Here is a 14,376-nt window from a genome sequence, read left to right on the forward strand (position 1 = left end):
GCTCCACCCGGCCGGCGGCGGTCTCTCCGCGCGCGCGGGGGGGGGGGGTGCCCAGGGCCGCCCCGCTGCCGGCGACCCTCGCCCCATGGGGGGCGCCCACTTCCGCGGGCAGCGCCCCCGCGAGGGGCCGGTCCGCGGCCTCCACCACGGTGACCGCGCAGCCCGCCTCGCGCGCGGCGGTGGCGAACTCGGCGCCGATCCAGCCCGCGCCCACGACCACGATGTCGTGCTGCTGGGCGAGGACCGGCCGCAGCCGGTCTGCGTCGTCAAGCGTGCGCAGCAGATGCACGCCGGGTACGCCCTCGGCACCCGGCAGCTGGATCGGTTCCGCACCGGTCGCGATGACCAGGACGTCGTACGGCACGGAGCCCTCGACGGTGTCCAGTTCATGGTCGTCGGGGCGTACGCCGACCACCTCGCGGCTCAGCTGGAGCTCGATGTCCAGGGCCTCGAAGTCGACGTCGAAGGCGGAGCCCTCGGCCTTTCCGAGCAGCACGGCCTTGGACAGCGGCGGCCTGTCGTACGGCTGGTGCGGCTCCGCGCCGATCAGCGTCACGCTGCCGGTGAAGCCCTGTTCCCGCAGGGCCACCGCCGTCTGCACCCCGGCCATGCCCGCGCCCGCGACGACAACACGCCGTGCCGGATCGCGTCGCGCCGAATCGCTCCGTGCCTGCGTCTGCTCGCTCACCTGATCACCATAGACAACTGACAATTACTCGGCCCAGATCACACCGTCCTTCTTTCTCCGGAGGCTCCCTTCTTTCTCCGGAGGCTCCCTTACTGAGGCAAACGGCACGGGCTAGGGTGGCCGACGTACAAGCACTCGCGGGAGCCCGGACGCACCGGGCTGAGAGGGAGGCTGGGCGGCCTCCGACCGTACGAACCTGATCCGGGTCATGCCGGCGAAGGGAGGGGCTGGACGCCCATGTCGTCTTCACGTACGCCAGACGTCCTCGTCATCGGGGGCGGCATCATCGGGCTGGTGACGGCCTGGCGGGCGGCGCAACGCGGGTTCGCCACCGCCGTCGTGGATCCCGAACCGGGCGGCGGGGCGGCCCGGGTGGCCGCCGGGATGCTCGCCGCCGTCACGGAACTGCACTACGGGGAGCAGACGCTGCTCGGCCTCAATCTGGAGTCCGCGCGCCGCTACCCGGACTTCGTCGCCGAGCTGACCGCGGCCGCCGGCCAGGACATCGGCTACCGCCGGTGCGGCACGCTCGCCGTCGCGCTCGATGCCGACGACCGCGCCCATCTGCGCGAACTGCACGCCCTGCAGCAGCAGTCGGGCCTGGAATCGGAGTGGCTGAGCGGGCGGGAGTGCCGCCGGCTGGAGCCGATGCTCGCGCCGGGCGTGCGCGGGGGGCTCAGGGTGGACGGCGACCATCAGGTCGATCCGCGCCGGCTTGCGAGGGCTCTGGTGACGGCCTGCGAACGCGCCGGCGTCGTCTTCCACCGGGTGCGGGCCGAAGAGCTGGCGGTGGTGCGGGAGCGGGCCGCCGGGGTCCGGACGACCGACGGCACCGACCTCGCCGCGGGGCAGGTCGTCCTGGCCGCGGGCAGCCTCAGCGGGCGGCTCGCGGGCGTCCCGGACGAGGTCCTGCCGCCCGTACGCCCGGTGAAGGGGCAGGTGCTGCGGCTGACCGTGCCGAAGCGGTACGCACCGTTCCTGAGCCGCACCGTGCGCGCGGTCGTGCGCGGCAGCCAGGTCTACCTGGTCCCGCGCGAGAACGGCGAGCTGGTCGTCGGAGCGACCAGCGAGGAGCTGGGCTGGGACACGACGGTCACTGCGGGCGGGGTGTACGAGTTGCTGCGGGACGCGCACGAGCTGGTGCCCGGGATCACCGAGCTGCCGCTCACCGAGACCCGCGCCGGACTGCGCCCGGGCTCCCCGGACAACGCGCCGCTGCTCGGCCCGACGGCGCTGGACGGCCTGCTGCTGGCCACCGGGCACTACCGCAACGGTGTCCTGCTCACCCCGGTCACCGGCGATGTCATGGCGTATGTCCTCACCACCGGTGAACTCCCTCCAGAGGCCCGTTCCTTCACCCCCGGGCGGTTCACCGCCGCCGCCTCACGCACGGAGCAGCCCGTATGAACATCTCGATCAACGGGGAACCCCGGCAGATCGCTGCCGGCACCGCGCTCGACGCGGTCGTGCGGACCCTCACCGTGGCCCCCTCGGGCGTGGCCGCCGCCCTCAACGAAACCGTCGTCCCGCGCGCGCAGTGGTCGTCGACGCCCCTCTCCGAGGGAGACCGCGTCGAGGTCCTCACCGCCGTCCAAGGAGGCTGACCCATGGCCGACGACCCCTTCGTCCTCGGTGGTACGACCTACGCGTCCCGGCTGATCATGGGCACCGGCGGTGCGCCGAGCCTCGATGTGCTGGAGCGGGCGCTTGCGGCGTCCGGCACGGAGCTGACGACGGTCGCGATGCGGCGCGTCGACGCCTCGGTGCACGGCTCGGTCCTGTCGGTGCTCGACAAGCTGGGCATCCGGGCGCTGCCCAACACGGCGGGCTGCTTCACCGCGGGCGAGGCCGTGCTCACCGCCCGCCTGGCGCGGGAGGCACTCGGCACGGACCTCGTCAAGCTGGAGGTCATCGCCGACGAGCGCACCCTGCTGCCCGACCCGATCGAGCTGCTGGAGGCGGCCGAGACGCTGGTCGACGACGGCTTCACCGTGCTGCCGTACACGAACGACGACCCCGTTCTCGCCCGGAAGCTGGAGGACGTCGGCTGCGCCGCGATCATGCCGCTCGGCTCGCCGATCGGCTCCGGGCTCGGCATCCGCAACCCGCACAACTTCCAGCTGATCGTGGAGCACGCGCGCGTGCCGGTCATCCTGGACGCGGGCGCGGGTACGGCCTCCGACGTGGCGCTCGCGATGGAGCTGGGCTGCGCGGGTGTGATGCTCGCCTCGGCGGTGACCCGGGCGCAGGAGCCGGTGCTGATGGCGGAGGCCATGCGGCACGCGGTGGAGGCGGGCCGCCTTGCACGGCGGGCGGGCCGCATGCCGCGCCGGCACTTCGCGGAGGCTTCGTCCCCCACCGAGGGCATGGCCCGGCTGGACCCGGAGCGGCCCGCCTTCTGAGCCCCGTTCCCCGGTCCGGCCGGGGCGCGTGTGCGGCGTGCGTCACAGGTCGGCTGCATTCATGCCCCGGTCCGACCGCGCGGGCGAGGCATGACAGTGGGCCCTCGTACACTCGCCTGCGTGGATACGACCCTTCAGGACCCCCTCGTCGGGCAGGTGCTCGACGGCCGCTACCGCGTCGACGCGCGTATCGCGGTCGGCGGGATGGCCACGGTCTACCGGGCCGTGGACACCCGCCTCGACCGCGTCCTCGCGCTCAAGGTGATGCATCCGACGCTGGCCGCCGACGGCTCGTTCGTCGAGCGCTTCATACGGGAGGCCAAGTCGGTCGCCCGTCTCGCCCATCCGAACGTGGTGCAGGTCTTCGACCAGGGCACCGACGGGTCGTACGTCTACCTCGCCATGGAGTACGTCGCCGGATGCACCCTGCGCGACGTACTGCGCGAGCGCGGGGCGCTGCAACCACGCGCCGCCCTCGACATCCTGGAGCCGGTGCTGGCCGCCCTGGGCGCCGCGCACCGCGCCGGGTTCGTGCACCGCGACATGAAGCCGGAGAACGTCCTGATAGGGGACGACGGCAGGGTCAAGGTGGCCGACTTCGGTCTCGTCCGGGCCGTGGACACCGTCACGAACACGACGGGCGCCGTCCTCGGCACCGTGTCCTACCTCGCGCCCGAGCAGATAGAGCACGGCACGGCCGACCCCCGGGTCGACGTGTACGCGTGCGGGGTCGTCCTCTACGAGATGCTCACCGGCGCCAAGCCGCACCACGGCGACTCCCCTGCCCAGGTGATCTACCAGCACCTGAACGAGGATGTGCCGCCGCCGTCGGCCGCGGTGCCGGGGCTGGCCTTCGAACTCGACGAGCTGGTCGCGTCGGCGACCGCGCGCAACCCCCAGCTGCGCCCGTACGACGCGGCGGCGCTGCTCGGCCAGGTCCTTCAGGCACGCAGCGCGCTCACCGCCGAGCAACTGGACGCCGTACCGCCGCAGGCCATCGCCTCGGCGCACGACAACGCCGGGGACCGCACGAGCGTGATCCCGCGCCTGCTGCCGGTCAACCCGGTCAACGAGGACGAGGCCGAACAGGCCGTTTTCAACCGGACGAGCCTGTTGGAGACCCCGCCGCCCGAGACGCGGCGGCGCTCCGGGCGCCCCCGGCGGGGGCTGCTCGCGCTCGTCCTCGCCGTGCTGGTGGTGTTCGGAATGGGCGCCGGCGTCTGGTACATCAACTCCGGCCAGTTCACCAAGGTCCCTCCGCTGCTGGCGAAGACGGAGGAGCAGGCGCGGGCCCGGCTGAAGACGGCCGGACTCGAGGTGAAGCAGGTCGAGCACGCCTACAGCGACACGGTCAAGCGCGGCACTGTGATCAGCACCGACCCGGCGGCGGGCGCGCGGATACGCTCCCACGACAAGGTGACGCTGACCATCTCGGACGGCCCCGAGACGGTGGAGGTGCCCGATCTGAAGGGCTACCGGCTGGACAAGGCGCAGGCCCTGCTGAAGAAGGACGGTCTCGTCGCGGGCATGGTCACGCGCGCGTTCAGCGAGGACGTGCCGAAGGGCTTCGTGATCGGCACGGACCCGCAGGCGGGCACCAAGCGGCACGGCGGCTCGGCGATCGCGATCACCGTGAGCCAGGGCAACCCGGTGGAGGTGCCCGATGTCACGGGCGATTCCGTCGACGACGCCACCTCAGCGCTGCAGGACGCGGGCCTGCAGGTGAAGATCGCCGATACCCAGGTCACCTCGGAGTTCGACGCCGGGAAGGTCGCCCAGCAGTCGCCGGGAGCCGGCAAGGAGATCGGCGAGGGCGACACGGTCACGCTGACGATCTCCAAGGGCCGCGAGATGGTCGAGGTCCCCGACGTGGTCGGCCAGAAGGTCGACGACGCGAAGCAGACCCTGGAGGCCGCCGGCTTCCAGGTCGAGGAGGACCGCGGACTGCTGGGCCTGTTCGGCGACACGGTGAAGCGGCAGTCGGTGAAGGGCGGCAAGAAGGCACCGAAGGGGTCGACGATCAAGATCGTGATCCGCTGAGGGGCATACCGCCGGGGACCGGCCGACAGGGCGCCCGGGACCGCGTGACACCCTTGGAGGGTGAGCAGGCAGCAGTCCCGTGGCGCCCTCGGCACGTCCGGCGTCCCCCGCAACCCCGTCGGCGGCCACGTGCCCGTGGCCGGCGGTCTGAACTCCGTCGGACTGAGCTACGCGCGTGACCTCAAGGCCGAGACCGTGCAGGTCTTCGTCGCCAATCCACGCGGCTGGGCGACGCCCGTCGGCAATCCGCGGCAGGACGAGGATTTCCGGGCCGCGTGTGCCGCCGAGTCGATCCCGGCGTATGTCCATGCGCCGTATCTGATCAACTTCGGCTCGCACACCGAGACGACCGTCGAGAGGTCCGTGGAGTCCCTGCGGCACTCTCTGCGCCGGGGCCGCGAGATCGGGGCACTGGGCGTTGTCGTGCACACCGGGAGCGCGACCGGTGGCCGGGACCGGGCGGTCGCGCTGAAGCAGGTGCGGGAGCGCCTGCTTCCCCTGCTGGACGAGCTGACGCACGACGACGACCCGTATCTCCTGCTGGAGTCGACAGCAGGTCAGGGCGCCTCGCTCTGCTCCCGCACCTGGGACTTCGGGCCCTACTTCGAGGCGCTCGACGCGCACCCCATGCTGGGCGTCTGCCTCGACACCTGCCACATCTTCGCCGCCGGGCACGACCTGACCGGGCCGAACGGGATGCACCGGACGCTGGACCTGCTGGTGGAGACCGTCGGTGAGGGTCGGCTCAAGCTCATCCACGCCAACGACTCCCAGGAGACGGTGGGCGCCCACCGGGACCGCCACGCGAACATCGGTTCAGGTCACATCGGCGAGGACCCGTTCCGCGCGCTGATGACCCACCCGGCGACCAAGGGCGTGCCCCTGATCATCGAGACACCCGGCGGGAAGGAAGGGCACGCGGCCGACGTGGAGCGGCTGAAGAAACTCCGGGACGGTTGACGGCGCCGGGTCAGTCCTCCGTCTCGAGCAGTACGTGGGTCGTGTCGACGAGGTGCACTACGAGCACGATCAGCAGACCGTCACTGATGACGTACTCCACCGCCATGGTATGGGTCAGCGCGAGCGCGCGGGTGTTCTCGTCACCGGAGATCGCCGAGGAGATCTTGGTGCGGGGGTCCTTGGCGAGTATGGCGAGTCCGCGCTGGAGCACCTCAAGGCGGTCGTCCGGAAGGCTGTCGCGCACGCGCGCCGCGGCCTCCGAGAAGATCACGTTGAAGACGGCCATCGGCGCCCTCCCTGCACGGTTGTCGGAGTAACCGGCAAGGAGCTTACCGGCACGGCAGGCACCATTCCGCCGGGCGCGGACACCCCGTCGATCGCCGGGATGAAGCTGATCGACAACAGCGTGATCGTACTGTGGCCGTCCGCGACGGACGCACACCTCGACGACGTGCTGTTCTGGGGATCGCCGGCGGTCTCGCTCGCCCTCGCCTTCGTGATCACCACACCTGTCAACAAGTGGATGATCGGCCGCGGCAGGGGCCATGCGGTGGTGCACCAGTACCACCACTGACCGGCGCATTCACCGGGAGTCAGAGCTAGAGCTCGGGGCCGTCCCCGGGCTCCTCCTGGTAGGAGTAGCGCTGCTCCTTCCACGGGTCGCCGATGTTGTGGTACCCGCGCTCCTCCCAGAAGCCGCGCCGGTCGGCGGTCATGTACTCGACACCGCGGACCCACTTGGGCCCCTTCCAGGCGTACAGATGCGGGACGACCAGGCGCAGCGGGAAGCCGTGTTCCGCGGTGAGCAGTTCGCCGTCCTTGTGGGTGGCGAAGATCGTGCGGTCCGAGGCGAAGTCGGCGAGGCGCAGGTTCGAGCTGAATCCGTATTCCGCCCAGACCATGACATGGGTGACGGTGGGCGCGGGCGGGGCGATCTCCAGGATCGTACGGGCGGGGATACCACCCCATTCGGCGCCGACCATGCTGAACTTCGTGACGCAGTGCAGATCGGCCACGACGGTGGCGTACGGCAGGGCCGTGAACTCCTCATGGTTCCAGCAGTGCTTCTCGCCGTCCGCGGTCGCGCCGAAGACCCGGAAGTCCCAGCGCTCGGGACGGAACTTGGGCACCGGACCGTAGTGCGTGACCGGCCAGCCCCGCTGCAGTCGTTGTCCCGGCGGAAGCTCGGACCGTGCTGCTGCTCCAGATTCGCGCTCCACCGGATGACCCATGACTCCATCCTGACAGACCGCGGAGGGTGCACATGACCAGCCCGGGTCGGATTCGGGCAACTCGTAGTAAGCGTGTACTTACTGGACGCCCCCCGATGCCGGTGCAATCATGCGGCGCAAGCCGCCAGTCCCCGCCTGGAAGGAGCCTGCGCGATGCAGGGCGACCCCGAGGTCATCGAATTCCTCAACGAGCAGCTCACCGGCGAGCTGACCGCGATCAACCAGTACTTCCTGCACGCGAAGATGCAGGAGAACTTCGGCTGGTACAAGCTCGCGAAGTACACGCGGCACGAGTCGTTCGACGAGATGAAGCACGCGGAGGTGCTCACCGACCGCATCCTCTTCCTGGAGGGACTGCCGAACTACCAGCGGCTCTTCCACGTCCGGGTGGGGCAGACCGTCAAGGAGATGTTCGAGGCCGACCGGCTGATCGAGGTCGAGGCGATCGACCGGCTCAGGCGCGGCATCAAGATCATGCGGGAGAAGGGCGACATCACGTCCGCGAACATCTTCGAGTCGATCCTCGCGGACGAGGAGCACCACATCGACTATCTGGACACCCAGCTGGAACTGGTGGACAAGCTCGGCGAGGCGCTCTACATCTCGCAGATCATCGAGCAGCCGGAGAGCTAGGCGGCGTCCTTGAGCTCGGCGAGCACCGACCCGCCCCGGTCCGCCGGCTCACGACGGGGGCACGCGCCCCGGCCCAGAAGCGCCTGAATCCGGCGTACACACGACCCGCAGTCGGTGCCCGCCTTGCAGGCGGAGGCGATTTGGCGGGGGGTGCAGGCACCGTTCTCCGCGTGCTGCTTCACCTGCTGCTCGGTGATGCCGAAGCAACTGCAGACGTACACGCGGTTCACCTCCCGACGGGATCGATCAGTCTTGCCGTCCCGATTGATCGGTGAGGCAAACCTAACCTTACCCGCCGCACAGGAGCCGCAAAAGTGGAGCGGGGTGCGGATCGTATGTGATCCGCACCCCATTTCACGTGCCGGCAACCACCGAAGCGGCTACTGGTCCCGGTACATCTCGGCGACAAGGAACGCCAGGTCGAGGGACTGGCTGCGGTTCAGACGCGGGTCGCAGGCCGTCTCGTAGCGCTGGTGCAGATCGTCGACGAAGATCTCGTCGCCGCCGCCCACGCACTCGGTGACGTCGTCACCGGTGAGCTCCACGTGGATGCCGCCCGGGTGCGTGCCCAGCGACTTGTGGACCTCGAAGAAGCCCTTGACCTCGTCGAGCACATCGTCGAAGCGGCGGGTCTTGTGACCGGAGGCCGCCTCGAAGGTGTTCCCGTGCATCGGGTCGGTCACCCAGGCGACCACCGCGCCCGACGCCGTGACCTTCTCCACCAGCTCGGGGAGCTTGTCGCGGACCTTGTCGGCGCCCATGCGGACGATGAAGGTCAGCCGGCCCGGCTCACGCTCCGGGTCGAGGCGCTCGATGTACTGCAGCGCCTCCTCGGCCGTCGTCGTCGGACCGAGCTTGATGCCGAGCGGGTTGCGGATCTTGGAGGCGAACTCGATGTGCGCGCCGTCCAGCTGGCGGGTGCGCTCACCGATCCACACCATGTGCCCGGAGACGTCGTACAGCTGCCCGGTGCGGGAGTCGACCCTGGTCAGCGCCGACTCGTAGTCGAGCAGCAGCGCCTCGTGCGAGGAGTAGAACTCGACGGTCTTGAACTCCTCGGGGTCGGCCCCGCAGGCGTGCATGAAGTTCAGCGCGTTGTCGATCTCCCGCGCCAGCTGCTCGTAGCGCTGACCGGACGGCGACGACTTCACGAAGTCCTGGTTCCAGGCGTGCACCTGGCGCAGGTCGGCGTAGCCGCCCGTGGTGAAGGCGCGCACCAGGTTCAGCGTCGAGGCGGACGCGTGGTACATCCGCTTCAGGCGCTCGGGGTCCGGGACGCGGGCCTTCTCGGTGAAGTCGAAGCCGTTGACGGAGTCGCCGCGGTAGGTCGGCAGGGTCACGCCGTCGCGGGTCTCGGTGGGCTTGGAGCGCGGCTTGGAGTACTGACCGGCGATGCGGCCGACCTTCACGACCGGCACCGAGGCGGCGTACGTGAGCACGGCGCCCATCTGGAGCAGGGTCTTGAGCTTGTTGCGGATGTGGTCGGCGGACACCGCGTCGAAGGCCTCGGCACAGTCACCGCCCTGGAGCAGGAACGCCTCGCCCCTGGCGACGGCTCCCATCCGGGCGCGCAGCTGGTCGCACTCGCCCGCGAAGACGAGCGGCGGATACGACTCGAGGTCCGCGATCACTGCGCGCAGAGCCTCGGGGTCGGGGTACTCGGGCTGCTGCGCCGCGGGCAGGTCTCGCCAGGTGTTGCCAGCGCTCGGGCTGGTCTTAGCGTTCACGGTCACCCCCTAAACATTACGGGGTCGTGTGGCGAGTCCATTCCGTTGCTCATCAATTGAGACGGATGGTGCTCGATCGGCTGCCTTCCGTTCGGTCCTACGGCAGAGGCGGACCCCTCCGGAGAGGGGCCCGCCCATGAGGGCCGGTCAGCCGCAGTTGTGCGCGGCCGACGTGCTGGACCCGATGACGACATCGACGCCGGGTGCCGTCAGATGGACGGCGTTGACCGTGAGGCCTCCGTCATTCTTCACCTGTTCGTCGACGACCAGCTTGGTGCCGAGGACGCCGAGATCGACGGTCTGGTTCGGCGTGCCGTCGAGCTTCACCTGCGTGCCCGCCACGGTGAGCGTGAGGTCCGTGCTGCCGGACACCGCGGTGCAGCTGCTGGTCGAGACGGCCTTGACCGCGGACAGGCCGAGGACGGGCAGCCCCGGAAGCCCGATGGAGGCCTCTTCCACGGATGCGGTGGAGGAGGCGCTGCTCGGCCCGGTCTTCGTCACCACCGTGGCGCACAGCGTCTTGGCATGGAGCACCACCGCGCTGACGTCGGCGGTGCAGGGCGGGGCCGTGGTCTGTGCCCCGGCCGTGCGCACGGCGCCGGTGTCGGGCGTCGGCGGCACGCCGACCGGCAGCCCGAGCAGCGAGACGTCGGCCGAGAGACCGTATGCCCGCCCGGTGACGTACTGCAGCTTGACGGTCGCCGTGGCCTCGGAGGCGAGGTAGGCGTCGTCCCCGGCGAAGGTCACCTTGACCGGGGCGGTCGCGTCCGCGGTCAGCTGCTGGTTCACCGGGTCGATCGTGCAGTTCGCCGCGCCCTGCGCGTCCGTGGTGCCGTCGCAGGTCTGGTTCCCGAGCGCGAAGCTCACCTTCTTGTCGGCGACGGGCTCTCCGGTGTCGGTGGTGAGGGTCGCGGAGAGCTTGGCCGCGGAGCCGTTGGAGACGGTGGCCGGGCCGCTGTAGGTGAGCTTGGTGGCCTTGGGCTGCGGGGGCTGGGGGGTGCCGCCGGCGCCGACGTCCACGATGTCGCGGTCGATGCCGATGGTCACCCCGCCGTGGGTCTCCCGCAGATCCCCCTGGTACTGGTGGACCCGCTGGTGGTCGGCCCACAGGGTGGCGGGGATGGCCGGGTCGTCGGTGGTCTCCTGGTCGTTCCAGCGGGCGGTGAAGATCACGTCGGGCACGGTGCCGGCACCGGCGGCCGCGACAAGGTCGGGGACCAGGGACGCGCCGCCGCCGTACGCGCCGGAGCGGTAGCCCAGTTCGTGCAGCCGCTTGGTCCAGGCTTCGAGGTAGGCGACCACCCGGGAGGTGTTGGTTCCTCCTCGCGGGTAGTTCTCCATGTTCTCGTAGATCACCGAACCCGCGCCGAGCCCTAGCGCGGCGGCCTGCCGGACCGCGTCCTCGGCGGCCGCGGTGCCCTGCGGCACCGGGTCGGTGATGACCGTGCAGGAGCCCGAGCAGCTGCCCGAGTCCGCGGTGGCCTGCTTGCCCACGTAGATCGGCAGGAACCGCCAGCCGTTGGCGTACTGGGTCTGCACCCACTGGGCGTTGAGGTTCGCCTGGTCGCAGCCACGGTTCTCGCCGCCGATGTAGACGCCGACGGCACCGTAGCCGGAGGTGGCCTTCCAGGCGTCCATCGCCCCCTGGCTCGGGGCGGCGCAGGCGTCGAAGCCCTTGCCCTGGTACGAGGTCGCGTCGGCCGGGACGGCGAGCGCGGACGGAGCCGCGGACGGCTTCTCGGCCTGCGCTGACGCGACGGGCAGCCCTGCGCTGCTCAGGATCTGCCGGATCTCGGCACGGTCGTCGGCGTACGGGGCCGTGACGGCGATCCCGTCGGCGGCAGCCCGGTACGTACGGTCCGTGCGGTTCTCGGTGACGGAACTCTTGGCGGCCTTGGCGGGCTGCACCAGGAGTGCCTCGGTGCGTCCCGTCGCGTCGGCGGGGCAGTCCTGCTGCTTGCCCGGTGTGCCCAGGTACACGGCGTGCCGGTCGAAGCGGACGCAGGCCGTCGGGTTCTTGTCGAGGTCGACGACCTTCCAGTCGGCGGGGACGGTGAACGTGTGGCCGCGGTAGCTGATGCGGGTGGTGCCGGCGTCGGAGGCCTGCGCGATGACGGGCGAACCGGCGCCGAGGGCCGCTGTCGCGGCCAGCACCGTCAGCGCGCGTACGGCGCGCCGCCTCGCCCACGGGCGCTGCCGTGGTGATCGTAATGCGGAAATGGCTCTCTCCTCGGTCGGGCGCGGATGTGCTGCTGGGAACCGGGGGTGAAGGACCGGGCCGCGAGGGGCGGACGCGATCCCGGTGAAGAGTGGGATCCCGATCGTGTACGCGTCAACAAATGGCGCTTGATTGCCGAATTTTTCGGACTGCTTCCACTTGCGGAGCCCGCCCGGAACTGCGGTGAGGGGCCCGTGGGCGCACGGTGAAGTACCGGGTCGCCGGACGGCGTTCGGGGCGGAATCGAGCACCCGGGAAGGGGGTGCCGGCCGGGTGACCGCGCGAGGGTTGACCGGATCGGGTAGGGTGCGGGGCATGTTCGCGCACTCGACCCAGAACCAGAACTGGTGGTGGACCGCTCGTCCGGCGGCCCACTGATTGCGCGTACGCAAGACTTCGCGAAGGCCGCCCGAGGGGCGGCCTTCGGCGTTTTCGCGACCGGGCCGTTCCCTCTCACCTCACCGAGAAGGACACCGCCCATGCACCTGCTCGAACTGCTCGACGATCCCCGCCCGTTCGCCCTGTTGCGTCGCCGCACACCCGGGCGCGCCCACGACACCGTGGAGGTGCTGACCGGCCCGGTCACTCCGTACGAGCGCCTTGCCGACCTCCCCGACCAGGGGCTGGCCCTCGTGCCCTTCCGGCAGATCCGCGAGCGGGGCTTCGACGTCCGTGACGACGGAACACCGCTGCTGGCGCTGAGGCCCGAGGAGTCGTACGAACTCCCCCTGGAGGAGGCCCTGTCACAGCTCCCGCGGCACGACGTGTGCGTCGAGGGCGGCGGCTTCGACGTCGCCGACGAGGAGTACGGCCGGATCGTCGGACGCGTGCTGGACGAGGAGATCGGACGAGGCGAGGGCGCGAACTTCGTGATCCGGCGGACGTACGAGGGAGAGATCCCGGGGTTCGGCCGGGCCGACGCCCTCGCCCTGTTCCGGCGGCTGCTGGTCGGCGAGCGGGGGGCGTACTGGACCTTCGTCGTGCACACCGGGGACCGGACGCTCGTCGGGGCCAGCCCGGAGGTGCATGTGCGGATGTCCGGGGGGACCGTCGTGATGAACCCGATCAGCGGGACCTACCGCTACCCCGCCGGCGGCCCCACTCCCGAGGACCTGCTCACCTTCCTCGCCGACGGCAAGGAGATCGAGGAGCTGTCGATGGTCGTCGACGAGGAGCTCAAGATGATGTGCACCGTCGGCGACATGGGCGGGGTCGTCGTCGGACCGCGGCTGAAGGAGATGGCTCATCTCGCGCACACGGAGTACGAGTTGCGCGGGAAGTCCACCCTCGATGTGCGCGAGGTGCTGAAGGAGAGCATGTTCGCGGCGACCGTCACCGGCTCGCCCGTGCAGAACGCCTGCCGCGTGATCGAGCGGCACGAGGTCGGCGGCCGGGGCTACTACGCGGGCGCACTGGCCCTGCTGGGACGGGACGCCGGAGGTGCGCAGACCCTCGACTCCCCCATCCTCATCCGGACGGCGGACATCGACGCGGCCGGGCGGCTGCGGGTCCCGGTCGGTGCGACGCTCGTACGGGGCTCGGACCCGGCGGGGGAGGTCGCGGAGACGCACGCCAAGGCGGCCGGGGTGCTGGCGGCGCTGGGCGTACGCCCCGGCCGGCCGCGCGAGGAGCAGGTACGGCCGGGGCTGGCGGACGACCCGCGGGTGCAGGTCGCGCTCGACGGGCGGCGCGCCTCGCTCGCGCCGTTCTGGCTGCGGATGCAGGAGCGGGCGCTGGACCTCACCGGGCACGCCTTCGTCGTCGACGGCGAGGACACGTTCACCGCGATGCTCGCGCACGTCCTCAGGTCGTCGGGGCTCGATGTGACCGTTCGGCGGTACGACGAGCCGGGGCTGCGCGAGACGGTGCTCGCGCACGAGGGTCCGGTGGTCCTCGGCCCGGGACCGGGCAACCCGTCGGACATGACCGACCCCAAGATGCGGTTCCTGCGCGCGCTCACCGCCGACGTCATCCGGGGACACCGGCACGGCGTACTGGGCGTCTGCCTGGGCCACGAGCTGATCGCTGCGGAGCTGGGCCTGGAGATCGTACGGAAGGAAGTGCCCTACCAGGGCGCCCAGACGGACATCGACCTGTTCGGGCGGCGGGAGACCGTCGGCTTTTACAACAGCTTCGTGGCACGCTGCGACGACGAGGAGGCGACCGAACTGGCAGCGCACGGCGTCGAGGTCAGCCGCAGCGACAGCGGCGAGGTGCACGCACTGCGCTCGGCTCGGTTCGCCTCGGTCCAGTTCCACCCGGAGTCGGTGCTGTCGGTGGGCGGCGCCGCGGTCGTACGGGAGCTGCTGGGTCGGCCGGCCGCGGCGGGCACGAGCACGTTCTCGGAGCGGCGGGCGGTCCAGTAGTCATACGGGCGTGGGGGGGGGGGGGGCGGGCCGGGGGGGGGGGGGCCCTGGGGGCACGGGTGGGGAGGCGGTAGATGCCGGAGCGCTTGGGGTCGAAGCCTCCGTTGGGG

Annotated in this window: 14 protein-coding genes, 1 pseudogene and 1 riboswitch; of the genes and pseudogenes, 9 read left to right on the forward strand and 6 right to left on the reverse strand. The window is 70.9% G+C overall.

The features are described 5' to 3' along the window. On the reverse strand, window positions 1-688 hold a 688-nt coding region (locus tag ABT186_RS45255), incomplete at its 3' end, for an NAD(P)/FAD-dependent oxidoreductase (protein WP_502973521.1). 127 nt (window positions 689-815) lie between these two features. Further along, window positions 816-928: riboswitch (TPP riboswitch) on the forward strand. Here ABT186_RS45255 and thiO point away from each other — a divergent pair. The 5 genes from thiO (at window position 926) to ABT186_RS45280 (ending at window position 6,090) form a co-directional block, all read left to right on the forward strand. Continuing rightward, window positions 926-2,095, forward strand: coding sequence for a glycine oxidase ThiO (gene thiO / locus ABT186_RS45260; protein WP_351930239.1), 1,170 nt, complete (start codon window positions 926-928; stop codon window positions 2,093-2,095). Its footprint overlaps the riboswitch before it by 3 nt. Beyond that, window positions 2,092-2,292: a sulfur carrier protein ThiS gene (gene thiS, locus ABT186_RS45265; protein ID WP_351226396.1), complete on the forward strand. Its 201-nt coding sequence runs from the start codon at window positions 2,092-2,094 to the stop codon at window positions 2,290-2,292. The genes thiO and thiS overlap by 4 nt, the downstream gene beginning before the upstream one ends. 3 nt (window positions 2,293-2,295) lie before the next feature. After that, on the forward strand, window positions 2,296-3,090 hold the full coding sequence (locus tag ABT186_RS45270) for a thiazole synthase (protein ID WP_351226398.1): 795 nt from the start codon (window positions 2,296-2,298) through the stop codon (window positions 3,088-3,090). A gap of 120 nt (window positions 3,091-3,210) precedes the next feature. Further along, on the forward strand, window positions 3,211-5,130 hold the full coding sequence (gene pknB, locus ABT186_RS45275; protein ID WP_351226400.1) for a Stk1 family PASTA domain-containing Ser/Thr kinase: 1,920 nt from the start codon (window positions 3,211-3,213) through the stop codon (window positions 5,128-5,130). Between the two features lie 60 nt (window positions 5,131-5,190). Next, window positions 5,191-6,090, forward strand: coding sequence for a deoxyribonuclease IV (locus ABT186_RS45280; protein WP_351930241.1), 900 nt, complete (start codon window positions 5,191-5,193; stop codon window positions 6,088-6,090). Window positions 6,091-6,100: 10 nt separating this feature from the next. On the opposite strand, the gene ABT186_RS45285 is transcribed toward ABT186_RS45280, so the two are convergent. Beyond that, entirely contained in the window at window positions 6,101-6,376 is a 276-nt protein-coding gene (locus tag ABT186_RS45285; RefSeq protein ID WP_351226404.1) for a hypothetical protein, read from the reverse strand. A gap of 72 nt (window positions 6,377-6,448) precedes the next feature. On the opposite strand from ABT186_RS45285, the pseudogene ABT186_RS45290 reads away from it, so the two are divergent. Beyond that, a pseudogene (locus ABT186_RS45290) lies at window positions 6,449-6,664 on the forward strand (DUF4396 domain-containing protein); the annotation flags it as partial. Window positions 6,665-6,689: 25 nt separating this feature from the next. Here the strand turns inward: ABT186_RS45290 and ABT186_RS45295 are convergent. Next, window positions 6,690-7,322, reverse strand: a complete 633-nt coding sequence (locus ABT186_RS45295; RefSeq protein WP_351226406.1) for a sulfite oxidase-like oxidoreductase — start codon at window positions 7,320-7,322, stop codon at window positions 6,690-6,692. Window positions 7,323-7,475: 153 nt separating this feature from the next. On the opposite strand from ABT186_RS45295, the gene bfr reads away from it, so the two are divergent. Then, window positions 7,476-7,955, forward strand: a complete 480-nt coding sequence (bfr, locus tag ABT186_RS45300) for a bacterioferritin (protein ID WP_351226408.1) — start codon at window positions 7,476-7,478, stop codon at window positions 7,953-7,955. On the opposite strand, the gene ABT186_RS45305 is transcribed toward bfr, so the two are convergent. The 3 genes from ABT186_RS45305 to ABT186_RS45315 form a co-directional block, all read right to left on the reverse strand. After that, window positions 7,952-8,185: a (2Fe-2S)-binding protein gene (locus tag ABT186_RS45305; RefSeq protein ID WP_351226410.1), complete on the reverse strand. Its 234-nt coding sequence runs from the start codon at window positions 8,183-8,185 to the stop codon at window positions 7,952-7,954. The two genes, bfr and ABT186_RS45305, sit on opposite strands and share 4 nt — an antisense overlap. 150 nt (window positions 8,186-8,335) lie before the next feature. Next, complete coding sequence (locus ABT186_RS45310) at window positions 8,336-9,688, reverse strand: class II 3-deoxy-7-phosphoheptulonate synthase (protein ID WP_351226412.1); 1,353 nt, start codon at window positions 9,686-9,688, stop codon at window positions 8,336-8,338. A gap of 141 nt (window positions 9,689-9,829) precedes the next feature. Then, window positions 9,830-11,836 (reverse strand): choice-of-anchor P family protein, encoded by a 2,007-nt coding sequence (locus ABT186_RS45315; RefSeq protein ID WP_351226414.1) that lies wholly within the window; start codon window positions 11,834-11,836, stop codon window positions 9,830-9,832. Window positions 11,837-12,215: 379 nt separating this feature from the next. Between ABT186_RS45315 and ABT186_RS45320 the strand changes: the two genes are divergently transcribed. Together ABT186_RS45320 and ABT186_RS45325 are read left to right on the forward strand one after the other, a co-directional pair. Next, window positions 12,216-12,278, forward strand: a complete 63-nt coding sequence (locus ABT186_RS45320) for a trp operon leader peptide (protein WP_351226422.1) — start codon at window positions 12,216-12,218, stop codon at window positions 12,276-12,278. A gap of 101 nt (window positions 12,279-12,379) precedes the next feature. Further along, window positions 12,380-14,266, forward strand: a complete 1,887-nt coding sequence (locus tag ABT186_RS45325; RefSeq protein ID WP_351226416.1) for an anthranilate synthase family protein — start codon at window positions 12,380-12,382, stop codon at window positions 14,264-14,266. Window positions 14,267-14,376: the final 110 nt, after the last annotated feature.

This window comes from Streptomyces sp. NPDC001634 (genome assembly GCF_040298185.1).
Taxonomy (GTDB): Bacteria; Actinomycetota; Actinomycetes; order Streptomycetales; family Streptomycetaceae; genus Streptomyces.